This window comes from Megasphaera sp. An286 (genome assembly GCF_002163455.1).
Lineage (GTDB): Bacteria > Bacillota > Negativicutes > Veillonellales > Megasphaeraceae > Megasphaera > Megasphaera stantonii.
On the sequence record NZ_NFIY01000003.1, the window covers coordinates 47,029 to 71,420 of the forward strand.

Here is a 24,392-nt window from a genome sequence, read left to right on the forward strand (position 1 = left end):
TCATGGCTGGATCTTTCGCGCGTAAGAATTGGGGATATGAAGCAGGCTGCGGTATTTTTGAACAACTCGCCGGGAAATTGCTGTATGGAATTGCGCCGACAGCATTTCTACCAGCTGGGCGTCGCTGTACGGGCGTTCCTTATCTTCTTCGCGGATCAGCTGGCAAAGGGCTTTCTTGACGGCGTCTTTGGAAAGGGACTGGCCGTCTTTCCGCAGGGGGCATTGGAATAAGGCCTTGAAGGGAAGGGTCCGGTACGGCGTCTGCACGTATTTGTCCTTGATGGCACGGCTGATCGTCGATATATGGAGTCCCGTTTTCTCCGCCATGTCCTTGAGCGTCATAGGCCGCAGGGCATGGTGAGTCTCCAGGTATTCGCGCTGCCATTCCCAAATTGCGCCGGTCAGCGCGGCGAGGGTCTGGCGCCGTCGTTCTATATTGTGGAGCAACAGGGAGCAGCGGGCGTGCTTCTGCTGGAAATAGGTTTTGATGTCCGGGTCGTCGGCCTGATGCATCATGGCGATATAGTAATCGCTCATGGAATAGGAGGCGAACCACGTGTCGTTCAAGATGATTTCATATTCCCCTTCAGTTGGCCGGATGACGACGTCGGGAACGACGTAGGCGTCTGCGCTGTCAAAGAGGCCCTTCAGCGGGGCCGGGTCGAGGGCGCGGATGCGCCGGATAGTCGGCAGGACCTGCTGTTTCGGAAGGCCCAGGGCCCGGCAGACGGCGGTGATATGATTTTTTCCGATATCTTCTAAGAACGAGTCGACGAGGGTTTCCGCTAAGGGCGTCAGCTCACCCTTTCGCCGCAGCTGCAATTTCAGGCACTCCTGCAGCGACGACGCGCCGATCCCCGGCGGATGCAGGCCCTGCAGGATGGCGACGGCCTGGGAAAATAGTCCGTCCGGCAGGGGAAAGCGCGATACATCTTTTTCCGTCACCGTCAAATAGCCTCGGTCGTCGACGCACTGGGCCAGGTAATTCAGCAGGGCCCATTGGGGCTTGGTAAACTGGCTGGGATTGAGCTGCTCTATGAGGAAATTTTTGATCCTGTCCTTGTCCGGCGCAGCGACGAACTGGAGAAATTCTGCTGCGCCGCCGCGGGACGCTGAAGGATGATAATCGAGAAAGGGATTTTCTTCCGACTCCTTCTGCAGCAGGCTGCGCAGGTCTTCCGAGGACATGGACAGGATTTGCAGCGATTGAATCTGCATGGCCGACAGCTTTTGAATTTGTTCTTGCGTAAGGGTCATACGTGCGTCCATTGACATATCCTCAGTCCTTTGTGCCGGGTAAGTCCGTATACTGCGTTTTGCCCGACGAGTTTTTGGGAATCGCTGCAATAGAACGGATGGTGAAGCAGCTGGGATGAAGGCCCGCCTTGGCGACGAGGAAATCCTCCAAGTCGGAGCAGTCCGTTTCCGGAGCCGTCGTAAAGACGAGCAGGTCGTCGTCGCCGCCGGTGCAGGCGAAATCCCTGTCGGCGAAGGCGTTTTTGAACAGCTGCTCGACTTCGTCCATGTTGACCCGCTTGCCCATGATTTTGACAAACCGTTTTTTGCGGCCGGCAATATAGTAGAAGCCGTCTTCGTCGCAGTAGGCCAAGTCGCCCGTAAGCAGGCGGCCGTGCCGTTCGTCTCCTAATTGGAGGTCGTCGGCGCCATGGGCGTAGCCCAGGGATACGTTGGGGCCGTCGTAGCACAGCTCGCCGATTGCGTTGGGTTCGGTCAGCTCGGCGTGGTCGTCGTCCAAGATGCGGAAGGAGCCGCCGGGGATGGCGACGCCGATGCTGCCGATCTTGCGGAGGCAGTCTGCCGGCGGCAGGTAGGACATGCGGGCCGTCGCCTCGGTCTGGCCGTACATGACGACGAAGCGCTTTCCTGTGCCGGCAGCGTATTGGCCAAATTCCTTCTGCAGCTTTTTCGACAATTTTCCGCCGGCCTGAATCATCAGCGTCAAGTCGGGAAGCTCCATGGCCGTGAATTTCAGGCGGCGCAGGCATTCGTACGTAAAGGGAACGCCGGCGATGGACGTCACTCTTTTTTCCTTGCAGAACTGCCAAAAGGCTGCGTCGAAAACCGTCGCCGTCGTCAGGCATTCCGCCGCGCCGCAGAGGACGTGGCTGTTGATGACGGACAGCCCAAAGGTATAGTGCATGGGCAGGCTCGATACGGGCCTGTCGGCGGCGGTTAGTTCCAGATACTGGGCGATAGAGGCGGCGTTGGATTGGATGTTGTCGTAGCTCAGACGGACGAGCTTCGGGCTTCCCGTACTGCCTGACGTCGTCAGCAGCAGGCCCAGGCCTTCGTATAGGGCCGGCGACGTATCATTATAGCGGTATACGTCGTAGTCATACAGCGAATAGAGGGGCTTGCCGCCTTCCGTTCCGCAGGGGCAAAAGATGAATTCCGGGCGGTACGCGGCCAGGAGTCCCTGCTTGAGCTCGTCGTCCATGGCTTCGTCTATGAGCAGGGGGACGACGCGGCGTTGCAGGCAGCACAAGTAAGACAAGGCCGAACCGATGGTATTGCGGCATACGATGGCCGCCAGGGACCGGGACGGCATGATGCCTCCCAGCTCGTCGGCGTGGGCATACCAGGTTTCATATGTCGCCGCCTGTCCGCAATCGTCTTCAAAGAGCGTATGCGCCTTGGAGTTGGGATGTTTGTCAAAGAAATACATAGGAAAGCCTCCTCACTCTATGACGCGGGACAGGGCTTCGAGCATGTTGTACCCGTCCCACAGGACGCTCATATCCAAGGCCTGGCCGACCGGTACGACGCGGTCGACGCCCATGGCGCCGGCTTCGACGAGGGCCTGTTTCAGCACTGCCGGATCGATGCCCAGGGTGGAGACGGTCTGGACCTTCTTGACGGCAAAGGGCAGGACTTCGTCGAGGGTTCGGATTGGGAATTGGAAGAACTGGCCGAAGGAGCCTGATAAGGCCGTAATGTCCGGCGGCAGGGACGACAGGGTGTATACGTACAGTCTGTTGGTCCGGAAGGCCGCCGACTGGAGGTGCGGCTGGGTCATGGCGAATTCCCAGGCGTCGGTGTATTTGCCGCTGGTCTTGATGGGCTGCAGGTCATAGGCTTTAGCTTCGGCAGCGACGGCGTCCCACCAGCGCCGTTGCGCCGCTTCAAAGGCCGAGCCCCTTTCGTCGAGCCAGAAGACGAAGCGCGGGCTGGAGCAGGCGTTCTGGTCGGCTTCGTACGTGTCGTTGTAGAAGCGGTGCGCCCAGGCGCGCAGCTCGTCGTCCGAACCGTTCTGAATACTGGAGCAGTCGAAGACGGCGAAGGAATATCGGTCGGCAAAGACCAACTCTACGCCTTGCGGCGGCAGGGGAAAGATCCGTATTTCGGCGATAGACTTGTCGCCGCCCCAGACGATACGGCCGTCGCATTGTTGGGAAAAGCGGCCCGTCAGCTCGTCGTCGCGGCCGTAGGTGACGATGGCGTTCTGCCTGCGCAAGGCGGCGAATTTGTCGTCCTGCCAAATCTTGTGAATTACATCGCATATAGGGGCGACAGCCGGAGCCAGGCGCGGTGAGACGCGGACGATGTTGCCGTTTCCAGCCAGCAGGGAAATGCACAGGCTGTAGGCGAAGATGGTCGGCATGTTTGCCGGCGCGATGTGAAAGATGAGGCCCCGGCCGAGGCGGGCCTCCTGCGGGGAAAGGTGCCGGCGCAGCTGCTTGAGGTGATTGGGGCGCAGCCAAAAGCCGAGAGCGCCCCAGGCAGGCTTGGTCCGGGCTATGGGATGATGACGCAGCTCGTGGGACAGGACGGCGAGAAAATCCAGTACGACAGGGGCGAAGGGCTTCATCGGGAATGGTTTTTCCGGTATAGAGCCGGCTAAAAGCGTGTATTGATTATTCATGCGTATCGCTGCACCCCCTGATTTCAGCTTGCGGAATGCGGCCGTCGATGCGGAAATACTTTCCCTTGCGGCCGCAGGGACAATCGTCAACGCCTAAGATGGCCCCCATGTCCTCCGTCAGGAGCGAATGGCCGGGATAGGATACGGCCATGGGAGAGAGGACTTGGAGGATTCCCGGTTTTCCTATGGGACAGGGCGAAAAATCCTCCGGGTCTCTGACAATGACATCGGAAAAAATGCTGGCGTGGAGATGGCCGGCTTCGCATTCCATGTATACGCAGCCCGTCTGCTCGGCCATGCCGTAGTAGTTATGGACGCGGGAAATGCGGAACTGGTCGTACAACCGCCGCTTATAAGCCTCGGCCGACACGGCCTGGGCTTCCATTTTTTTCCAGCCGCCGCCGTGGATGACGACGGCATTGGAAAAGTCGAAGGAAAGGCCTGCGGCGGCAATGGCCTGGCACAAATATTTCCAAATCATGAAGGTAAAGCCGAAAATGAGGACCGGCCCCGTGCGGGAGGCGAAGGCCTGCAAGGCTTCTTTATTTAAGGTCAAGTCGTCCGTCAGGGCGTAATACTTTTTCTTAGCGAAGATGGAAAAACCCAGGATAGCGGCTCCGCGGGCGTTGAACGCCGCCCGGTCAGTAAAGACGGACGGCGAATCGACGATGAGCATGGGCACGCGGCCTGCGCCGAGAAAATCCTTGACGATGGCGTATAAGGTGAGCTGCTGGTTTTGCGCCGTCGCCGCGTCCAGGACGATGCGGGAGCGAGCCTGGCCCGTCGTTCCCGACGACGTGATGATCTTGAAGATTTCTTCGTCAGGAATGCTCTGCAGTTTTAAGTATTTGAATAAGCGGATTGGCACCATGGGAATCTGCTCCAGCGCCGAAAACTGACTGCCGTACCCGAATACGTCGAGGGCTTGGCCATAGGGCCGGCAATGACGGCGATGATGCTCTATCAACTCTTGAAAATAGGGCAGATACTGCTTTTCTTTTTCTTCCTGCGTCCAGGCGTAGGGCGCGTACGACAGCCATTGGCTATAGTCCATACTGTTTCTTCACCTCCTGGGTGAGCATGAAAGGAAGGCCGTGGCCGGGATAGGTCCAAATGGGAGCCGGCAGAGAGCGCAGTACGTCTTTGCCGACGGTTTGGTAAGCCTCGTCGTCGCCGCCGGGCAGGCGCGTAATGACTTCTTCGCCGGGAATGAAGTAATCGCCGGAAAACAAGAGAGCGTCGTCGGCGACGATGCAGATACTGCCCGGCGTATGGCCCGGAGCGGCAATGCAGCGGAAGGAGTGTCCCTTCCAGACGAAATCGTAGACTGGGGCGTCGAAGACGATATCCGCTGCCTGACAGGTAAATTTCGGATAAGAAACGTGCAGCTTGCCGCCGCTTTTAAAATACAGATACGATTCCATGATGCGCGTCATGTTCATCTTCGTATTTTGGATGCCGTCGCTGCATTTTTTGCTGGCGACAACGGAGAGGGGCCAGCGGCTGCGCAGGTCGTTGAGGCCAGCTATGTGGTCGCAGTGCTCGTGAGTGAGCAGCACGTATTCCGGGACGAGATGGTGTTCCGCTGCATACGTGTTGATCAGGTCGGCATTGTTCGGGTCTATGAGCAACGCACTGCTGCCGGACGTGAAGATATAGCAGTTGCTTTCCGTCAATGGATCGACCAGGCATGCCGGCTCTGGGAATTTAAATGTCGACTCCATAGTTGCGGAGAATGTCCATGCCTTTTTCATAAGAGCTGAAAGCCAATACGTCCGGCGTATCGATGGAAATGTCGAAGGTATCTTCCATGTCTTCCATAAGCGTCATGTGGCCCATGGAGTCCCATAATTTGATGGAACGGTATTTTAAACCGGGGAGCTGGTCTTTCGTCAATTTGAAGTTGGTCATGAAGAGTTTGTCGTATTTTTCTAAGTTTGTCATAGTATCACCTTTTTTAGTCATTTTGTTAAAGCGTACAGGAAAATAATGCCTCCGGCAGCAGATGGCGGTACGTGCCTTCGGCGACGATGGTTCCGTCTTGATTCGTGCAGACGCCGCGCAATGTCGCCGCATAGCCGCGGCTGTGCGGCCTTATTTCCAGAATCGCTGCCGTCGACGTCACGGTGTCGCCGACGTAGGCCGGCTCTGGGAAGCGAACGCTGCTTTCCATGAGGATGGCGCCGTCGCCGGGAAGCTGCGTTTCCATGAGGGCTGACAGCAGGCTTTCGACGAGCGAAGGCGGGACGACGGGCCGTTTAAATCCGCACTGAGCGGCAAAGGCCGCGTCGGCGTGGAGCTTTCCGTAATTCCCTGTCAGGGCGGCAAAGGCTTGTATATCGGCCTCGGTTATCGTTTTTTTCACAGACGCCATATGGCCGGCGCAGAGTCGTTTTTTCTCCGGCCGTTGGTCGTCGGACTCTGCTTTCAGCGCCGCCGCCAGCTGAGCAAACTGGGCTGGTGTGCAGAGCTGCTCGAAGCGTTTCGCCGCCAGCCCCTCCGGAGACGCGCAGGCCGTCATGCAGCCGCAGACGAGGAGGCAGATATCACAGATGGCTGTATCTACCTGGTAAGTAAATTCATGCTGGGGAAATTGTTTCTTCAGCTTTTCCACTTCTTTGGTGCGGTCGTACCGGCTGTTGCAGCCGCCGCAGTATTTTATCCCTATCTTCATGCGGAACTCCTACAAGTGCCCGTTCTGTAAGATGGCCTTGGCCTGGGCGATTAATTCGTCGCTGACACCGCTGACTAAGATGACGTCTTCGATTTCAGGGATGTGTTCTTTGATCGTTGCAGAGATTAGCTCTTCTGTTGTTAATTGAGCAGAGGGGCAGCCGCTGCATTTTCCCGTCAGGCGGATGCGAAGCACCTTGTCGGTATAATCGACGACGACGACGTTTCCTTGATGTGAAGCCAACGACGGGCGGACGTAGGTGTCCAATACGCCTTCGATTTCGGCGCGAGTAGCTGTAGACATGGGGGTCACTCCTTTTCCTTAACTATTATATGGTAATATATAAGCAATAACTATGCCAAATGCTGTGGGGACACCTGCTTGCCGGCCTGCGCGCAGGATTATCCCAGCTGAAAATGGCAAAAAATCCAAGTGAAAATGAAAAATACAAGGCGATGAAGCGGCGTGATGCACCGTTTTTTGTCAAACTGCCGGCAATTTCTCCTGCTGCATCTCCTGTTTTGAAACAAAATTGGTTTTGATATCTATTATTGTGCCAAAAGTGACGTATTTAGAAACGTTGAACCATTATTGAAACAATGGTGTAATTTCTCTTGTTGCAATTTTAGCACAAAAGACAATGTTTGCCTATGGTAAGAACCAAAAATGAAGCAAAAAGAGGCATGAAGATTTTTATTTTTCCCCACAATCATGGATTCAGTTCCTGTTTGCAGAAAAATTTTTCTGAATTTCAGCCTAATCGCATTAACTTGGCACGATTATTGCTAATTATATAAGCAAGACACTGCGATGAAACGAGACCCTTGTGCGTCCGTGCAGTCTTTACTATCTCTCGATGTATTTTCCCGGAAAGGATGATTTATTTATGACGTTAATGACTGGCGAACAGTATATTGAAAGCATGAGAAAACTGAACTTGCAGGTATACATGTTTGGCAAAAAAGTAGAATGTCCTGTAGACGACCCGATTCTCCGTCCGTCTCTGAATTCTGTCCGCATGACTTATGACTTGGCTCAGATGCCGGAATACCAGGATTTGATGACTGTTATTTCTCCGTATACAGGCGAACGGGTAAACCGCTTTACGCACATTCATCAGAGTACGACTGACTTGATGAACAAAGTAAAAATGCAGCGTCTCCTCGGCCAGAAAACGGCTTCCTGTTTCCAGCGTTGCGTAGGCATGGACGCTTTCAACGCCGTATTCTCCACGACGTACGATATCGACCAGAAATACGGCACCCACTATCATGACAACTTCATGACCTTCATGAAACGGGTGCAGACGCAGGACCTTACAGTTGACGGCGCCATGACCGACCCGAAGGGCGACCGCGGCCTGGCTCCCCACGCACAGGAAGATCCTGATTTGTACCTCCACGTCGTAGAACGTCGCCCCGACGGCGTCGTCGTTCGCGGCGCCAAGGCTCATCAGACAGGCTTTATCAACTCCCACGAAGTTATCGTCATGCCGACGATCGCTATGGGCGAAGACGACAAAGATTATGCCATTTCCTTCTCCTGCCCGACCGACGCCGAAGGCATTTTCATGATCGTCGGCCGTCAGTCCTGCGATACGCGTAAGCTCGAAGGCGCTGAAATGGATACGGGCAACCCCGAATTCGGCGGCACGGAAGCTCTTGTTATCTTCGACAACGTATTCATTCCGAACGAAAATATCTACCTCAACGGCGAATATGAATTTGCCGGCGTTCTCGTCGAACGCTTCGCCGGCTACCACCGTCAGTCTTACGGCGGCTGCAAGGTCGGCGTAGGCGACGTCCTCATCGGCGCTGCTGCTTTGGCTGCTGACTACAATGGCTGCCCGAAGGCATCGCATATTAAAGATAAGCTTATCGAAATGCAGCACCTCAACGAAACGTTGTATGCCTGCGGCATCGCCTGCTCCGCATTGGGTACGAAGACCGCTTCGGGCAACTACCTCATCGATCTCCTGCTGGCAAACGTCTGCAAGCAGAACGTTACCCGTTTCCCCTATGAAATCGTCCGCCTTGCCGAAGATATTGCCGGCGGCCTCATGGTAACGGCTCCGTCCGAAAAAGACCTGCGCGATCCGAAGATCGGGCCGTACGTTGAAAAATATCTCCGCGGCGTAAGCTCCGTATCGACGGAAAACCGCTTGAAAGTACTGCGCCTCATCGAAAACCTCAGCCTTGGCACGGCTGCCGTCGGCTACCGCACGGAATCCATGCACGGTGCAGGCTCGCCGCAGGCGCAGCGCATCATGATTTCCCGTCAGGGCAACCTGCGCATGAAGAAACAGCTGGCTAAAGCTATCGCGCATATTGAAGACTAATTTTGGTATCACTTCACTGCTTATGAATGATGTATAAGGCATATCCGCCCTGAGGCCTGACTCCTTGCCTCCGGCGGTATGCAGTTGCAAGGCAAGATCTCCCTGCAGGCGGCGTGCGCCGGCACGTTTACCTGACAGGGAGATTTTGCATCATGAGAGTATAACGGATAAGAAAGGCGGAATATACATGGCTATTGGATTGAAAGCTCCCGGATACTATATCCAGGGCGAAGGCGAATTGGATAAGTTAGGCAAGTATGTAAAAAAATTAGGGACGACGTTTTTGGTGTTGCTGTCTCCCAACAATAAGAAGCGCATTGGCGACCGCATTGCGGCCTCACTGGAAAGCGCCGATAAAAAGGTCGTATTCTGTGAATTTGGCGGCAAGTGCACGAAGCAGGCCATTGAAGATGCAATGACTGTAGCCAAAGAAAGTGGCTGCGACGTCATCGTCGGCGTCGGCGGCGGCACGGCTCTCGATACGTCGAAGGCCGTCGCTACGAATTTAGGCGGATTGCCGTCTGTCATTATTCCGACGATTGCGTCTAACGACGCGCCATGCAGCAGCGTAGCTGTCATTTATAACGATGAAGGCGTGGTCATCAAGGCCCTCATGATGCACCGCAACCCCGACGTCGTCCTCGTCGATACGGGAATCATTGCCCAGGCTCCGAAGCATTATCTCGTTTCCGGTATGGGCGACGCCTTGTCGACGTATTTTGAAGCCCGTGCCTGCTACCGCAGCGGCGCAAAGACCATGTCCCGCGGCAAGTGCTCCATGACGGCCCTGGCTTTGTCCGAATTGTGCTATCAGACGCTCCTCAAGAATTCTCTGAAAGCCCTGGAAGCTGTAGAACAGCACGTCGTCACGCCGGAACTGGAAGCCGTCGTCGAAGCCTGCGTATATTTGAGCGGCGTCGGTTTTGAAGACGGCGGCCTGGCTGCGGCGCATGCCGTCAACGACGGATTTGCCTATGTGCCTCAGGCGCACGGCATGTCTCACGGCGAAAAGGTAGCCTTCGGTTTGTTGGTACAGCTGCAGCTGGAACAGGCTCCGCAGGAAGAATGGGATACGGTTCTGCAGTATATCAAGTCCGTTGGCTTGCCGTCGTGCTTAGCCGATATGGGCATTACAGACGTCAAGGAAGAAGAACTTCGCCAGGTTGCCGCCGCAGCGACAGTTCCGACGCAGTTTACGAAAAACGTCCGCGCCGATATTACGGCTGACGAAGTGTACGCTGCCATTATGGCAGCCGACGCGGCTGGCCGCGCCTAAGGTTATGTTTACCGTAACGCCGGCGGCGAAAGGGTATATTCAAAAGCATGGCGGACACGTTATCATATCCTTGACGTTTGAACCGTCCTTGGGCGGGACTTGAAAAGGTGATCGCATCTGGGGCAGTTATGTTCCGGAAATTGGTTTAGGTAAACCAATTCAAGGCGGTTTTCTGCGTAAAGAATGCGACGGAATAACCATATGGTATCACAGTCGTCTCAAGATCAAGGAAGGCTTTTCTTCTATACGCATAGCACTCCGTTCCATCTGGATAAGCTCTTGGCTTGAAGTGGAAGGGGCTACGGGATATGCTGTCATACCGCCGGCAGCTGACAAAACATAATATAATGAAAAAGATGTCGCTTGAAGAAAGATCGATTTCTTCGGCGACATCTTTTTTATGGGGTGTTTTGACTGTGTTTAAGATTAAGGCTCTTGATGGGGCTGGCTGTATGACTGATGAATTTCCTATGTAAAATTTGCAAGGGAGTCCTAAGGCAAAGGTTTCTTGCGTATGATATACTAAGAGCGTTGCTTACCCAAACCGCAACGGGGAGGGGGTGGCAGATACAATGCAGGAGTTTGTTTCATTCATTCTTTCTATTATGGCAAGTGTAGTAGCGAATTACATTTGCAGATGGCTGAATAGAAAGATGTGAGCAACCAGCCTTGCCGAAGCGCCTGTATAAATAGCGTTAGAACCCCCTCACAGTGGCCGCTGTGAGGGGGTTCGTTCGGTGCATCTACAATGCTCCTTGTTTCATTCATTCTTCATGGTTAGTATATCATATCCTGAAGAATTTACAAGGTGAAAATCGCTTTAAAGGATATCAATTTGGCACATTTTCATGGCCTCCAAGGCCCGCGCGTGGCTTTCCGGCGTGACGCCGGCGCAGCACGAGGCGTCGACGCAAATTTCTTTTTCCGGATAAAAGGCTTTCAGCAGCATGGCGTTGGAAATGACGCAGATATCCGTACATACGCCCATGAGGACGATGCGGTCGTACTCCGCCGTTTCAGCAATCAAATCGGTGCTGCCGAAGGTAGGCTTTTCCAAGATGGTGGCAAATAAGGTATACGGCAGGAGCTGACGGCATATATTCCAGCCCTTTGTATCCTTGATACAGTGCGGGACCGGAAGTTTCTGCCCTTCCTGCGTGTCTAAGTAATTTTCTCCGTGCGTATCCTGCGTGAAGATCAAGTCGGTGCTGACGGACGTGTCCTTTTTGCTGGCGACGATTTTAGCTTCGATGCGCGGTACGACGGCCTGGGCTTCCTTGGTCCCCAGGGCGCCGTCGATGAAGTCGTTCTGCATGTCGATGATGACGTAAGCCTGATTCATACAGTATCCCTTCTTCCTTAATGCTGCTGCTTGAGTTCGCGGACATAGGCCGGCACGTCATGGCAGACCATGAGCCCTGACATGAGGGCGACGCCGGCAACGGGCGTAGTGCCGAGCTCTTTGACCGTTTGAAGATTGATGCCCCCTAAGGCGTAGACGGGAATCGACACGGCGTCGCAGATGGCCTGGACGGTCTGCGTGCCGATTGGCGGCATCGTTTTTTTGCAGTCTGTCGGAAATACGTGGCTGGCCATGATGTACGTTGCGCCCAACTTTTCGGCGCGCGCTGCTTCCTCCGGCGTATGGACTGAAACGCCCAGGGTCGTCATATAATAGAGAAGGGACGAATGGGTTTCCAAATACTCCAGCGAACACTGGAAACGGGGAACGTGCAGGCGGATGGCCGCTTTGCCGAAGTGGTGGAGAATGCACGTCTTGTCGTGCATGTTGCACAGGCGCAGCGCTTTTTTTGCGTATTCGACGTATTCATCTTCTGACAGCGTTTTTTCGCGAAGAACAATGGTATCGACGTCGGACGCGGCGATTTGTTCAAGCTGGTCCCAATAATTCGTCGTGGCAAGTTCGCGATTTGTTATTGCAACTACTTTTAACACAATAATATCACCCGATCGTTGTATAGTATAATGACATAAAATTATAATGTATATATACTATTACTATATATTAATCTCATAGCTCCGTCAATGTTTATACGGTAGGAATATAGGTCATTCTAAAAATAAATGATGTAAGGGCATACACTGTATAAATTTTTACAAAAATAAGTATTTTCTGGAGATTTATCTAACAAAATAAATGCCGCGAAGATATAGAAATAATGATAAATAATCATAGCAAAGACAGCAGGGGGAGATAACAAAAACAGCTTGGCAGTGGATTAGTCTGCAAGCTGTTTTTGCCGTTTCTATAGTTAGGTTATAAAAAGGAGATAGCTTATACATAGATGTAGTCGCTGGTCACAGGCTGCAGGCCCATGTGCTTGATGGCGGCGTACATTTCGTCGAAAGAGCGGCTGTCGGTGATTTCAAACTGTTCGTCGCCCATTTCGGAGCCGTCGTCTTCCAAGTGGCCGCCGATGCCGACGCAGACGCTGGCCGATACCTTCGTAGCGGCGATTTTCATGATGGCGTTGCGGTACCGGGCGCTTTCTCGGCTCGATACGACGATGCCCGCATAGGGGAGAAACAGGCGGTAGGCGCAGATGATCTGCGTGAGCTTCCGTTCGTCTACGTCTTTCGGATTGATTTTATCGTTGTTGATAATCGGGCACAGCCGCGGACAGGACAAGGAAATTTCAGCGTGAGGATATTTGCGCTGCATGAGGTAGGCGTGCATGCCCGTGGCGACGGCGTCTTTCTGATAGTCGTCGAGGCCGAGAAGGGCAGCGAAGCCGACGCCGCGCATGCCGCCTAAAATTGCCCGTTCCTGAGAATAGAAGCGGTAGGGGAAGATGCGCTTATTTCCAGCCAGGTGCAGCGTTTCGTATTTCGTCGAGTTGTACGTTTCCTGGAATACCGTAACGTAGTCGGCGCCGCATTCGTGGAGGTATTTGTAATCGTCGGAGTTGACCGGGTAGATTTCCATGCCGATGACCCGGAAATACTGGCGGGCGATCTTGACGGCGTTTCCGATGTACTGAATGTCCGACATCTTCGGGCTTTCGCCGGTCAGCATGAGGACTTCTTCGATGCCGGCGTTGGCGATGTTCTGGCATTCGCGGTGGAGCTCTTCGTCGTTCAGGCGGGCCCGCTTGATTTTATTGTGGGAGTTGAAGCCGCAGTAGATGCAGTAGTTGTCGCAGTAGTTGGCAAAATAAATCGGCGTGAGGATGGAAATGTTGGAACCGAAATGGCGGCGCGTCACGATGTGGGCCTTCTGGGCCATTTGTTCCAAATACGGAGCGGCGGCCGTCGACAAGAGGGCCATGAAGTCCCGCGGTTCCAGGTGCTGCTTATTCAGGGCCCGTTCGACGTCTTGGGACGTATAGTCTTCGTCATGGAAGGCGTCGTGGTATTTCGTCACTTCGTCGAGCATGTTCGAATCAAGGACTTCCATGCCCGGAAGATAGGTCATGTGGTCAATGCGTTGTTCTGTCATCGTCGTACCTCCTTAGTCGCCCAAGAATCCTGTCAGCGGGTCTGACGCCGATGCCGTTTCGCTGACGCGGCCCATGCCGGCCAGATAGGCCTGACGGCCTGCTTCAATCGCCTTGCGGAAGGCGCTGGCCATGAGGGGCAGGTCTCCTGCCGTCGCCAGGCCCGTGTTGGCCATGATAGCGGCGGCGCCCATTTCCATGGCTTCGCAGGCCTGGGACGGGCGGCCGATGCCGGCGTCTACGATGATGGGCAAGTCGATTTCGTCGATGAGGATTTGGATGAAATCCTTCGTGGACAGGCCCTTGTTGGAGCCGATCGGCGACGCTAAGGGCATGACGGCGGCTGCGCCGGCCGATACGAGGTCGCGGGCCGTGTACAGGTCGGGGTACATGTAGGGCAATACGACGAAGCCTTCCTTGGCCAGGATTTCCGTCGCCTTTACCGTTTCGACATTGTCGGGAAGCAAGTATTTAGAATCGCGCATGATTTCGATTTTGATAAAGTCGCCGCAGCCGATTTCGCGGGACAGACGGGCGATGCGGACGGCTTCGTCGGCGTTGCGGGCGCCCGACGTGTTGGGAAGAAGGGTTACGCCCTTGGGAATGAAGTCGAGGATATTATCTTTCTGCCCGGCTTCGACGCGGCGCAGGGCCATCGTGACGATCTGCGCGCCGGCCTGTTCGACGGCAGCCTGAATCAGGTTGACGGAATACTTGCCCGAACCGAGAATGAAGCGGGATGTAAATTCATGACCGCCGAGAATCAACGTGTCTTTTTGTTCCATGAGAAACAACTCCTTTGTATTTGCTGCTGTATGAGATAATGGTACTTCTGTGCGGGGAATGCCTATCAGCCTCCTCCGACGAACTGGACGATTTCCATCGTGTCGCCGTCGCATAAGGTGACGGTGCGATAGGTTCCGCGCTTTACGATAGCGCCGTTCAGCTCGACGGCGATGCGTTCCGGCCGCAGCTCTTCCTGGTCCAAATAGGCCTGCAAATTCATGCCCGCAGCCTGGACTTCTTTTCCATTAATTCGTACCATCGGCGTTCTCCTTTCATAAAAAATAAGCCGCACGAAGAGAATTACACCCGCGGTGGTGTACCCCTTCGTGCGGCTTTGTCAGTCACACTCTACATATTATTATAGCGGATAGATGCTTCTTGTCAAGATATTCGTGAATTTTAGTACATATGACAGCGCAAACTAATTATGGGAAAATTTATTATATAAGAGTAAATGACGTATAACGTAACGGCAATACCCGTACCGGCATATGGCTGCATGGCGTTTATGACGCAACGATAGCAGCAGTATCAACTAGTTAAAGGACCTATTGAAAATGTCCTTTCAAAAAATACCTACAACTACTTTACACTATTAGCCGAGAGAGTTCTGCTTGACATGTCTGAAAACTGTATTATAATACAATTATTGGTCTTTTTTTATTGGCGTTTTTGTGCATACAGACCTTGAAACCATCTCGATTTTTGAAGAAATCGAGATAAATTTATTTATAAAATTGCAAAATCAACGGCTGGAGTTTGATCCATGCCATACAAAACGGAGGGATTTTAAGATGAAATTCGGACTGTTAAAGGATATCAAAACCGGCGAATACCGCACCATTGTTACACCTGCGGAAGTCGACGCCATTGTGGGCGACGGCCACGAGGTCTACGTCCAGCGCGGCGCCGGTATCGGCGCGGGCTTTTCGGACGAGCAGTATGAGAAAGAGGGCGCTAAACTGGTGGACACCATGGAGGAAATCTATGGGACATGTGACTTTGTTACCAAGGTCAAGGAACTGGAGCCCTGTGAGTTTCCCCTGCTGCGGGAGAATCAGATCATCCTGACCTGCATTCATCCTGCCGCTCATCCCCAAGAGGTGCAGGCTCTTCTGGACAGCAAGTGCATCTCTTTCAGCGCTGAGGACAGCCATCGGTATGGCTCCCCTAACTGTGAGGCAGCTGGCAAAATGGGGGCCTTGATGGGTCTTGATTCCCTGTTGTCTATCCACGGGGGCAAGGGAAAATTTGTCAATGGCCTGGGCGGCGCGCCTGGCGTCAAAGCTCTGGTACTGGGCGGCGGTACCGTGGGCCGGGCTTGTGTATCTGTCCTCCACGCCTTGGGGGCCTGGGTGACCGTGATGGACATAAATATCGGCACTTTGCGGGATATTTCCCAGCAGTTCAACGAGGAAATCAATACCCAGATTTCCAACCGGTACAACCTGAAAAAGCTTCTGCCGGAAATCGACGTAGTATATAACTGCGTGCGCTGGCCCAAGAACGCCACGGAGTACATGATCGACCGGGAAATGGTCCGCTCCATGGAGAAGGGCTCCGTCATCGTAGATATCAGCAACGACGTAGGCGCTATTGAGACGTTCCACGAAACCACTCACGACGATCCCCGCTATATCGAGGAGGGCGTGGTTCACTATTGCGTCAGCAACATCCCCGGCGCCATTGCCCAGTCGACCTCCATCGCCTATGCTGCCTCAGTGCTTCCCCACTTCCGTTCCATTTTGAACAACGGGGTAGCAGAGGCCTGCGCCCGGGACGGATTCCTTCGGCGCAGCTTGACTACCTATCAGGGATACCTCACCCATGAGGAAACCAGCGCTATCCAAAACCGGCCCTGGATTCGCCCTGAAGATATTCTGGGGATAGCGGATCGGGAACTGGATCCCGCTCCCCGCACTACGAATACCCGTTCGGAAAACTTCATTCAGCTCTAAGCATACTCGCAGCCCTCTGTGTGGAGAGCTTGGCGAGTTTGGGAAAGTCCTGCTGAGGAGAACCACCCCGGCGGGACTTTCCCTTTATTTTATTTCATGGGAGGAATTTTATGAGCGTCAACGACTTTTTACTGGACTTTGCCTTTGCCTCGCTGTTTATTGTGATTGGACAGTTAATCCGGGCCAAGGTGCCTCTGGTTCAGAAATTTTTTGTGCCGGCCAGCATGATTGCCGGTTTTATCGCTTTGGTCCTGGGGAATCAGGGGTTGAACGTGCTGCCCTTCTCCAACTCCATTGGCAGTTATCCCGGCGTGCTGATCATCCTGATTTTTGCGGCCGTGGGCATGGGGGGCTTCTCCTTCTCCAAGACCAAATTTAAGTCCGAGGTGGAGCGGGTTGGCTCCTATTTCTCCTACAAAGTGCTGGCTCAGGCCATCCAGTTCGCCTTTGCGCCTTTGTTTGGGGTGCTGGTGATTTCCGAGCTGTTCCCGGAGATTAACTACGGCTTTGGGTTTTTGCTGGCCTCCGGATTCTCCGGCGGTCACGGTACCGCCGCTGCGGTGGGCTCTGCTATGGCGGAGCTGGGCTTTACTGACGCCACCGACATTGGGATGACCTGCGCCACGGTGGGCATCCTGTCCGGCATCTTCGGCGGGCTGTTCTTTATCAAGATTGGAACCAAGCGAGGCTGGACCAAGTATATTGAGAGCTTCCAGTACATCTCCGGAGATTTGAAGACCGGCCTGATCAAGGATGAGAAGAATCGGGGCTCCATGGGTAAGGAGACGGTCGCCTCCGTGGTGCTGGATCCCTTGGCCTGGCATTTGGCCCTGCTTTTGATAGCTTCCGGCGCAGGATTTTTGGCCAACGGGTGGATCAAGGACGCCATAGGATTGGACCTGCCCAGCTACCTGCTGGCTTTCCTCATTGGCATGGCCATGTTCCTGTGCTTCCAAAAAACTGGAGTGGGGCATTATATGGATAATACGGTGATCAGCCGCATCTCCGGCACTGCCACTGACTATTTGGTGTTTTTCGGTATCGCCTCTATCAAGATCTCCGTTATTGTGGCGTACGCTATACCGCTGCTGTTGCTGTTGCTGTTCGGCATGGTGCTGGTGGTGCTCACCCTGATGTACTTTGGCGCTGCTATGAATAAAGGCAGCTGGTTTGAGCGCTCCCTCTTCGTGTGGGGCTATTCCACTGGTGTGTTTGCCATCGGCTTTATCCTGCTGCGCATCGTGGACCCGGAAAACAAGTCCAAGACCCTAAACGATACTGCCTTGGCCGGGCCGCTGACTACTCCCTTTGAAATGTTTGCTTGGTCCATGGCCCCCAGTATGCTTCTCTGCGGCCAGCACTGGCAGTTTATTATCCTCTATATTGTGATCTTTGCGGCTTGTATCCTTCTCAACCGCGTCTTTAAGTGGTGGTGGCTCAAGATGCCTCTGAACCGCCCTGCGGAGAATGAGTTCTGATACTGCAAGCCGGAATTTCATCAAAAAAAGAGTATTGCCCATGCGGTATGATTTTATGCTATTCTTGTGAAATCCCGTGCAACAGCGTATGCACTGTATTTAAAATCAATATAAATCGTAGCAACATGAGGGGCTGCCGCACTGTTACCGTGCGGCAGCCCCTTGATATTTTAATTCTATTTATAGAAAGGAATGCATCGAACCTGCGTTTGGCAGGTGCAAATGTAAAGGAACGGAAGGACGCAAATTCTCAATGTCACATGCCGCGGCTGGATATGACAGAGCCATAAGCGGGTAAAACGAATGAGAAAGTTACAAGCTAAGGGCAAGGCTTACGCATGTCTGGTAACGTTGACAGCCGGGAAAAACCGGTATTTGTCAGGCGGCAAAGCAGCAAACAAAATGGCGCGAGCTATCAATGACGCAATGCTTCGGGTATGGAAAGGCCAGCCTCTTCGCAGTTTTACGCTACCGTGTCAGCCATGACAGCGATGAAAATACAAAGGGATGGTGCGGGAGTATTTTACAAAAGGGATGGATATCACGACTATTTCAGGAACCTATATGCAGCCTGTCTTTACAGAGCTCAATCTTCGGCTGCAAACATGCTGGGGATATAAAACACCTTATGAAGTCTGCCATTAAAACATTGTACTTAGCTTGACAATTCACCCCACAAAAACATGATACGGCATTATACCTATAAAGTTATTACGAGGTACATTCCAAGTACATTTTGCACAAAAAAACGGGTTCCCGATTCCGGGAACCCGCATGTTTTCTGGAGCCACTAATAGGATTCGAACCTACGACCCTCTCATTACGAAATAAACGAGGCCTCTTTTGGAGTGCATATAGATGGTTTCAGTTTCCTAATAAATAGCTAAATAAAGCCATTTTTTATGAATGTAAAAATAATAAGTTTTTTTGCTTCTAAAAGGTATTTTTAGGTATACTAGGTACAAATAGGTACATGTTTTGGGTCGAGATTTTCTGGGCAAAATTTTGACAGGGAAAATGATTATAGAGAACAAGATTCATTTTAGTCCATGGTTTTGAATAAAGAAAGTGTCAGTAAGAAGTGACACATGGAGCTAAAATGAGCAAATATAATATTTTTTAATTAACACTACAGTAAGAAAGAGAAGAAGGGGGTACCCCCTTCTTCTCTTTCTTACTGTAGGTATTATGCAAATTATCGTTATAGAATTTTTCAAAAGTCTTGGAGAGATGTAATGCTAAATAAGATTATGTGCTTTACTAAGTTTTGTAATATACTCTACTGAAAGTTTGGTATATTTAGCGATAGTTTCAATGGGTACGCCGTCCTGTAACATTTCTAAAGCAGTCGACGTTTTACCTTCTACTAAGCCTTGCTTCTTGCCCTCCACTAAGCCTTCTTCTTTACCAGCTTTATACCCTTCTCTGTTTTGACGCCATTATTTCATTGCTAGTGTCATATATTCTTACCTCGTTTTCAATATTGTATATGTTTGGGTTTAGTAATCAGATGGCGACACGTAACGTAACATAATAGTAAATAATGTCCAAAGGAGGTAAGGCGTAATGCAGATTACAAAAGCTGTATTTTTTGTATCAGAAGCAGCGTGTTTATTAGGATGCAGTTCGTACCAAATTTATCGTATGATTCATGAAGGCAAGTTATTGGCGTACAAAGATGAGGGTGCCAGAGCTTGGAAGATACCGGAACAAGCTATTCAGCAGTATATTCAGAAACAGTTTAAAGCCTGTTCAATTTCGTCGTCATGAAGAAGCGTTTTTGTTGATGAAAAAACATGTTTATAGGTTTGTTGGCTTTGTATGGCATTTAGGTAAAGGAGGTTGTTTTTTTATGAATGGTATTATTTCAGATGATATTATTACTGTGGACGAGATGTGCGAAATACTGATGATTGGAAAAAATATGGCATACCGGTTGTTAAATTCCGGAGAGATCCGATGTTTTAAGATAAGCAGAGAGTGGAAAATTCCCCGAAAAAGCGTATATGAATATATTCAACGCCAGTGCAGCAAGAAGGGCGACGAAGATAAAGTTCACTGATTTTTTAGAAAATTCTGTATATTGGTTAGGTTGAGGGTGTCAGGGGAAAAGCCATGTAAAACTTCTTTTTTTCAATGATATATTATAGAAGTGAATATATCAATTAGTTTTATGTAACGAATAGCTGGTTGATATATACGTTTATAATTTTAAAGTCTTAGGAGGTGAATGAGCATGATACTGGATATTGGAAAAATTATTTTAGATATTTTATCTAAAAACAGTGATGGAACGATGAAGTAAAATGAGTTAAGTTTTTAGGCGCGAAAACAGCAAACAGCCCTGTCGAGTATTCGGCAGGGCTGTTTGCTGTGCCGTTTTTTTATCACAAGGAGGAAATTACGATGAAACAAGGAAAAACATTACAAGCGTTAGGAGAAGAATTACAACGGCAGCGTGCGGCACGGAAAGACTTTTTAGCCGATACGAGAAGTTTGCAGATGACGACCAACGGCAATGCGTCGCTGCTGTATATGACCGTTGGCAAGGAGCAGAAGGAGTTTAAAGTGGGAGAACTGGCCCATCAGCAGATTGCCTCACGGCTGCAAATCCCCTACCGGTATTACCAGAAAATGCAGCGGGAATTTCCCGATTTGCTTGATGAAAACGTTAACGGCTGGTTTGACCAGAATCCGGAACGGCGTATGATCCGGACACTGGACGGCCATGTACGGGCATTTTTGTCGGATCGGTACAGACGGCTGGATAATCTGGAATTGTGCGCCGCTGTCTTACCTGTCATACAGAACATGAAGGGCTCAAGTATTGAAAGCTGTGACGTGACGGAAAGGCATATGTACCTGAAGGTGGTCAATAAAAAGATGAAGGCCGAAGTAGCCGTCGGCGACATTGTACAGGCCGGCTTTGTCATTTCCAACAGCGAAGTCGGCTTGGGTAGCCTGCGGGTAGAGCCGCTTATCTTCCGCTTGGTCTGCAAGAACGGCCTCATCTGCAAGGATTATTCGCAAAAACGGTATCATGTCGGACGACAGGCGGCAGCTTCGGAAGATGACGCCTACGAGCTGTATTCCGACGAAACATTGCGACAGGACGACAAAGCCTTCTTTATGAAAGTACAGGACACAGTGCGCTGTGCTGTGGACGAAGCGAAATTCATGCTGACGGTAGACGCTATGAAACGTTCTATGCATATCCCCTTGGAGCATGATCCAGTAAAAGAAGTAGAAGTCTTGGCCGACCGGTTCCCTCTCAATCAGGGCGAACGTGGCAATATCCTGCGCCAGCTCTTTTTAGGCAAAGACCTGAGCCGGTACGGACTGGTCAATGCTGTCACGGCGGCCAGCAAATTCTGCGATTCCTACGAACGGGCAACGGATTTAGAGCGCATGGGCGGCGAGCTGTTGGCTTTGCCTATTCCGTCTAATATGCAGCCGAAATCCTTGGAACAAAGGCGGGTGCCAAAGGACATTACGTCGAGGATACCGCAGATGCAGGTTATTCCGTAAGGTAGGATTGTCTAGGCAGCCTTTTTTCAGTATAATGAAATATATAAGAACGCATTACGGGAGGGATGGATATGACGATTGATGCCATTAAATCGGCAGTATTAGACGTTATCAAAGAATACCCGGCCATTACAAAAGTTACGCTATTTGGTTCTCGTGCCGCTGGCAACAACCGTGAAGACAGCGACATCGATTTGCTGATTGAATTTACTACGGACAGCATCAGCTTGATTACCCTGTCTGCGATACGGTACGCATTGGAAGATCGGCTGTCTCTTCCCGTCGATGTGATTCACGGGCCGCTGCGGCCAGACGATATGCTGGAAGTGGAAAAGGAAGTGGTGCTGTATGCCGCTGCGGCGTAGAGACAAGATTGTGCTGGAAAAGATTCTATCTGAAATCGACGTCGGCCTATCGATTATGGATGGACATAGTAAGGAAGAGTTTTTAGCCAATGAAGTCGTCAAGCGGGCGATTGCGATGACGGCTATTAATATTGGCGAATTGGTTAAAACGGTTACGATGGAATTACGAGAGCAATATCCTGAAATTCCATGGAGACCGATTGCTGGGCTGCGCGATTTAGCAGCTCATAAGTATGCTACGTTGCGAATGGAAGACATTTACAGCACAGTTACAAACGATTTTCCTAAATTGAAGAAAGATATAACACATATTTTGAAAGCACATGTGTAATATATAAACTGTATTTCGGCGAGGTAAGGCATAGTCCTTGCCTCTATTTTTATTTGTTTCTTAGCAATTAAGGGAAACGCAGCAAGATCCTGTGCCAACTCTTTTACGAACTTGGAATGCATGAGCGGCGCACTGTTAGCCTTGCCTGTGGCGTCCAGTATATAGCCGAAAGCCATGGATTGTGCAGACAGTTTCTTTTCCATATAAAATGAATAGAGATAGTATGAAGAAAGGGTAAGGCCGGCGCCTTACCCTTCTTTTTATGTAAGGAGAATACATGATGAAACTACCATATCCTTTATCTGATGAAGAATTATTGACGGCTTTTGTTCCCAAGGACAGTGCGCAAAAGCTGATACAAGAGTATGCCAGCCTGTATCACATTTTTACCCGCGTGTCTGACGAGCAGTTACAGCAGATTGCCGGTATCGGTAAGGCCAGATTGCGCAAGATGTCTATGGTCAAAGAAGTCATGGAACGGATAGATGAAGAACGGCGGCAGGAACTAACAGACGTGTCCGACGATAAAACGGCGTTTGCCTATTTTCAATTTCTGGCCGACAAGCCTAAAGAGGAATTATGGGCTTTACTGCTCACTACGAAAAATCAGGTCTTGGCTTGCAAGCAGATTTCTGTTGGCTCCGTCAATTCGTCATGGGCTGGCGTGCGGGAAGTATATCATGAAGCCGTACAGCATCTTGCCGCCGGCGTCATATTGGCGCATAACCACCCGTCCGGCGATCCGGCGCCTAGCTTGGAAGATGTTAATGTGACCCGGAAGATGATACAAGTCGGCGAGTTGATGGATATTCGTTTTTTAGATCATGTGATTATTGGACGATACGGCAATTACAGTTTTTATGTTCAGCGGCCCGAATTATGGTGTTAAAATATAGGAAAAATTTTGCGTATTTATAGAAATATAAGCATATATGCGATATACTGTACACAGAGTACCAGAATAAAAGAGAGTGAGGTGGATACCTGTATGATCCGTATTAACCCTTATCGTCCCGGGGCGGGCATGGTTCCCGCCTATTTGGCTGGGCGGCAAGATTGTATTGAAGAAGCTGTTCATGTACTGGAAGCTGTCAGCGTTGGCTTCCCATCACGATCCATTGTCTATTATGGGTTGCGCGGCGTAGGTAAGACTGTACTGCTGAATCACTTGGAAACGGTAGCGGAAGAATTGCCGGTTGTATCAGAGTATATGGAAATTACAGAACGTGGACGCTCCTTTCAGCAATATCTGGCCTTAGCTGTATATAAGCTGATTCATCAGCTCAGTATAAAACAGCAGATAGCCGAACAGGCTAAAAAAGTATTATCTATCTTAAAAGCCTTTTCCCTGAAATATGCCTGTGGCGATGTGAGCGTCGAAATTACCTTAGATGCAGCCCATGGTATTTCTGATACGGGAAATTTAGAAAACGACATCATGGAAGTCCTTATATCTTTGGGGCAGGCTGCCAAATCAAGCCGTCAGGGCGTCGTATTATTTATTGACGAAATCCAGTATATGAAGGAAGATGAACTGGAGTCTCTCATGACGGCCTTGCACCGGTTGAATCAGAAAGGCCTGCCTATCGTCATCATGGCGGCAGGATTGCCTAAAATAGCCAAAATTGCCGGAGACGTCAAATCGTATGCGGAGCGTTTATTCCAATTTGTAGAAATCGGTACGCTGACTGCCGAAGATGCAAAAAAAGCACTGACGGAACCAGCCGCGCAATTTCACGTGACTTACGAACCGGAAGCGTTGCAATATATGCTAAACATAACGGAAGGGTATCCGTATTTCTTGCAGGAGTATGGAAAGTGGACGTGGGAAGCGCGGAAAAAGGATACTATAATTACCAAGGCGGACGCAGTGGCTGCCTTTGGGAAATTTGAAGCTAGTTTAGACGAATCGTTTTTTAAGGTGCGTCATGACCGGGCAACGCCTAGGGAACTGGCATTTATGATCGCCATGGTACAATGTGGAGAACGGCCTTGTAATACGAAAGATATAGCCTCGCAAATGGGAGAATCGGTGCAGCGCATTTCGCCGTTACGGGCTCAGCTTATTCATAAGGGATTTATTTACGCGGCGAAACGAGGCGCTGTCGATTTTACAGTGCCGCATTTTGATAGTTATTTGAAACGAATGCACTTGGTATAAAGAATTTTGAATTGTATAAACATATATTATAAGCCCTGACACGTAGATGTCAGGGCTGTTTTGTTTAGTTGAAAGGAATGATGACCTATGCCAGCTACACAATTTATTTGCCCTGACGGAAAACAAGTTCCTATCCTGCACTGCTTGCAGTCCTGC

At 51.1% G+C, this 24,392-nt stretch carries 25 protein-coding genes; 12 read left to right on the plus strand and 13 right to left on the minus strand.

The annotated features are described in order from the left end of the window. Genes rpoN through B5F80_RS02490 form a run of 8 tightly spaced genes read right to left on the minus strand, consistent with a single transcriptional unit; the run spans position 1 to position 6,860 of the window. Positions 1 to 1,269, minus strand: a complete 1,269-nt coding sequence (rpoN, locus tag B5F80_RS02455; protein ID WP_087477235.1) for an RNA polymerase factor sigma-54 — start codon at positions 1,267 to 1,269, stop codon at positions 1 to 3. 10 nt (positions 1,270 to 1,279) lie between these two features. After that, positions 1,280 to 2,686: an AMP-binding protein gene (locus tag B5F80_RS02460; protein WP_087477236.1), complete on the minus strand. Its 1,407-nt coding sequence runs from the start codon at positions 2,684 to 2,686 to the stop codon at positions 1,280 to 1,282. A 12-nt stretch (positions 2,687 to 2,698) separates the two neighbouring features. After that, positions 2,699 to 3,883, minus strand: coding sequence for an acyl-CoA reductase (locus tag B5F80_RS02465; protein WP_087477237.1), 1,185 nt, complete (start codon positions 3,881 to 3,883; stop codon positions 2,699 to 2,701). Continuing rightward, a complete protein-coding gene (locus B5F80_RS02470; protein WP_087477238.1) occupies positions 3,876 to 4,937 on the minus strand; it encodes an AMP-binding protein in 1,062 nt (353 codons plus the stop codon). Before B5F80_RS02470 ends, B5F80_RS02465 begins: the two co-directional genes overlap by 8 nt. Then, positions 4,927 to 5,607, minus strand: a complete 681-nt coding sequence (locus B5F80_RS02475) for an MBL fold metallo-hydrolase (RefSeq protein WP_087477239.1) — start codon at positions 5,605 to 5,607, stop codon at positions 4,927 to 4,929. Before B5F80_RS02475 ends, B5F80_RS02470 begins: the two co-directional genes overlap by 11 nt. Beyond that, complete coding sequence (locus tag B5F80_RS02480; protein ID WP_087477240.1) at positions 5,591 to 5,827, minus strand: hypothetical protein; 237 nt, start codon at positions 5,825 to 5,827, stop codon at positions 5,591 to 5,593. Before B5F80_RS02480 ends, B5F80_RS02475 begins: the two co-directional genes overlap by 17 nt. Before the next feature lie 25 nt (positions 5,828 to 5,852). After that, positions 5,853 to 6,557 carry a MaoC family dehydratase gene (locus B5F80_RS02485; RefSeq protein ID WP_087477241.1) on the minus strand — a complete coding sequence of 235 codons (705 nt, stop codon included), beginning with the start codon at positions 6,555 to 6,557 and terminating at the stop codon, positions 5,853 to 5,855. Between the two features lie 9 nt (positions 6,558 to 6,566). Beyond that, positions 6,567 to 6,860 (minus strand): NifU family protein, encoded by a 294-nt coding sequence (locus B5F80_RS02490; protein ID WP_087477242.1) that lies wholly within the window; start codon positions 6,858 to 6,860, stop codon positions 6,567 to 6,569. A gap of 59 nt (positions 6,861 to 6,919) precedes the next feature. Here B5F80_RS02490 and B5F80_RS11160 point away from each other — a divergent pair, with 59 nt between their 5' ends. The 3 genes from B5F80_RS11160 (at position 6,920) to B5F80_RS02500 (ending at position 10,171) form a co-directional block, all read left to right on the plus strand. Next, a complete protein-coding gene (locus B5F80_RS11160) occupies positions 6,920 to 7,099 on the plus strand; it encodes a hypothetical protein (RefSeq protein ID WP_143747153.1) in 180 nt (59 codons plus the stop codon). Between the two features lie 344 nt (positions 7,100 to 7,443). Then, entirely contained in the window at positions 7,444 to 8,895 is a 1,452-nt protein-coding gene (locus B5F80_RS02495; RefSeq protein ID WP_087477243.1) for a 4-hydroxyphenylacetate 3-hydroxylase family protein, read from the plus strand. Between the two features lie 187 nt (positions 8,896 to 9,082). After that, a complete protein-coding gene (locus B5F80_RS02500) occupies positions 9,083 to 10,171 on the plus strand; it encodes a glycerol dehydrogenase (protein WP_087477244.1) in 1,089 nt (362 codons plus the stop codon). 820 nt (positions 10,172 to 10,991) lie between these two features. Here the strand turns inward: B5F80_RS02500 and B5F80_RS02505 are convergent. The 5 genes from B5F80_RS02505 to thiS form a co-directional block, all read right to left on the minus strand. Beyond that, a complete protein-coding gene (locus B5F80_RS02505; RefSeq protein WP_087477245.1) occupies positions 10,992 to 11,513 on the minus strand; it encodes an isochorismatase family cysteine hydrolase in 522 nt (173 codons plus the stop codon). Positions 11,514 to 11,530: 17 nt separating this feature from the next. Next, on the minus strand, positions 11,531 to 12,127 hold the full coding sequence (locus B5F80_RS02510) for a thiamine phosphate synthase (RefSeq protein ID WP_087477246.1): 597 nt from the start codon (positions 12,125 to 12,127) through the stop codon (positions 11,531 to 11,533). 340 nt (positions 12,128 to 12,467) lie between these two features. Next, positions 12,468 to 13,631: a 2-iminoacetate synthase ThiH gene (gene thiH, locus B5F80_RS02515; protein WP_087477247.1), complete on the minus strand. Its 1,164-nt coding sequence runs from the start codon at positions 13,629 to 13,631 to the stop codon at positions 12,468 to 12,470. A gap of 12 nt (positions 13,632 to 13,643) precedes the next feature. Beyond that, positions 13,644 to 14,414, minus strand: coding sequence for a thiazole synthase (locus tag B5F80_RS02520; protein ID WP_087477248.1), 771 nt, complete (start codon positions 14,412 to 14,414; stop codon positions 13,644 to 13,646). A gap of 65 nt (positions 14,415 to 14,479) precedes the next feature. Next, positions 14,480 to 14,674, minus strand: a complete 195-nt coding sequence (gene thiS, locus B5F80_RS02525; protein WP_087477249.1) for a sulfur carrier protein ThiS — start codon at positions 14,672 to 14,674, stop codon at positions 14,480 to 14,482. A 535-nt stretch (positions 14,675 to 15,209) separates the two neighbouring features. Between thiS and B5F80_RS02530 the strand changes: the two genes are divergently transcribed. The 9 genes from B5F80_RS02530 (at position 15,210) to B5F80_RS02570 (ending at position 24,236) form a co-directional block, all read left to right on the plus strand. Beyond that, on the plus strand, positions 15,210 to 16,373 hold the full coding sequence (locus B5F80_RS02530) for an alanine dehydrogenase (RefSeq protein WP_087477250.1): 1,164 nt from the start codon (positions 15,210 to 15,212) through the stop codon (positions 16,371 to 16,373). Positions 16,374 to 16,483: 110 nt separating this feature from the next. Next, positions 16,484 to 17,851: a sodium/glutamate symporter gene (locus B5F80_RS02535; RefSeq protein ID WP_087477251.1), complete on the plus strand. Its 1,368-nt coding sequence runs from the start codon at positions 16,484 to 16,486 to the stop codon at positions 17,849 to 17,851. Positions 17,852 to 19,417: 1,566 nt separating this feature from the next. Next, positions 19,418 to 19,621, plus strand: coding sequence for a helix-turn-helix domain-containing protein (locus tag B5F80_RS02540; protein ID WP_087477252.1), 204 nt, complete (start codon positions 19,418 to 19,420; stop codon positions 19,619 to 19,621). Between the two features lie 82 nt (positions 19,622 to 19,703). After that, positions 19,704 to 19,913, plus strand: a complete 210-nt coding sequence (locus B5F80_RS02545) for a helix-turn-helix domain-containing protein (protein ID WP_087477253.1) — start codon at positions 19,704 to 19,706, stop codon at positions 19,911 to 19,913. 344 nt (positions 19,914 to 20,257) lie between these two features. Then, on the plus strand, positions 20,258 to 21,379 hold the full coding sequence (locus B5F80_RS02550) for a DUF932 domain-containing protein (protein WP_143747154.1): 1,122 nt from the start codon (positions 20,258 to 20,260) through the stop codon (positions 21,377 to 21,379). A gap of 71 nt (positions 21,380 to 21,450) precedes the next feature. Beyond that, entirely contained in the window at positions 21,451 to 21,744 is a 294-nt protein-coding gene (locus tag B5F80_RS02555; protein ID WP_087477254.1) for a nucleotidyltransferase domain-containing protein, read from the plus strand. Beyond that, positions 21,728 to 22,075 carry a HepT-like ribonuclease domain-containing protein gene (locus tag B5F80_RS02560; protein WP_239386286.1) on the plus strand — a complete coding sequence of 116 codons (348 nt, stop codon included), beginning with the start codon at positions 21,728 to 21,730 and terminating at the stop codon, positions 22,073 to 22,075. The genes B5F80_RS02555 and B5F80_RS02560 overlap by 17 nt, the downstream gene beginning before the upstream one ends. 277 nt (positions 22,076 to 22,352) lie before the next feature. After that, the gene (radC, locus tag B5F80_RS02565; RefSeq protein WP_087477255.1) at positions 22,353 to 22,964 is read left to right on the plus strand and encodes a DNA repair protein RadC; all 612 of its coding nucleotides are present in this window, start codon (positions 22,353 to 22,355) and stop codon (positions 22,962 to 22,964) included. A gap of 15 nt (positions 22,965 to 22,979) precedes the next feature. Then, positions 22,980 to 24,236 carry an ATP-binding protein gene (locus B5F80_RS02570; protein WP_143747155.1) on the plus strand — a complete coding sequence of 419 codons (1,257 nt, stop codon included), beginning with the start codon at positions 22,980 to 22,982 and terminating at the stop codon, positions 24,234 to 24,236. Positions 24,237 to 24,392: the final 156 nt, after the last annotated feature.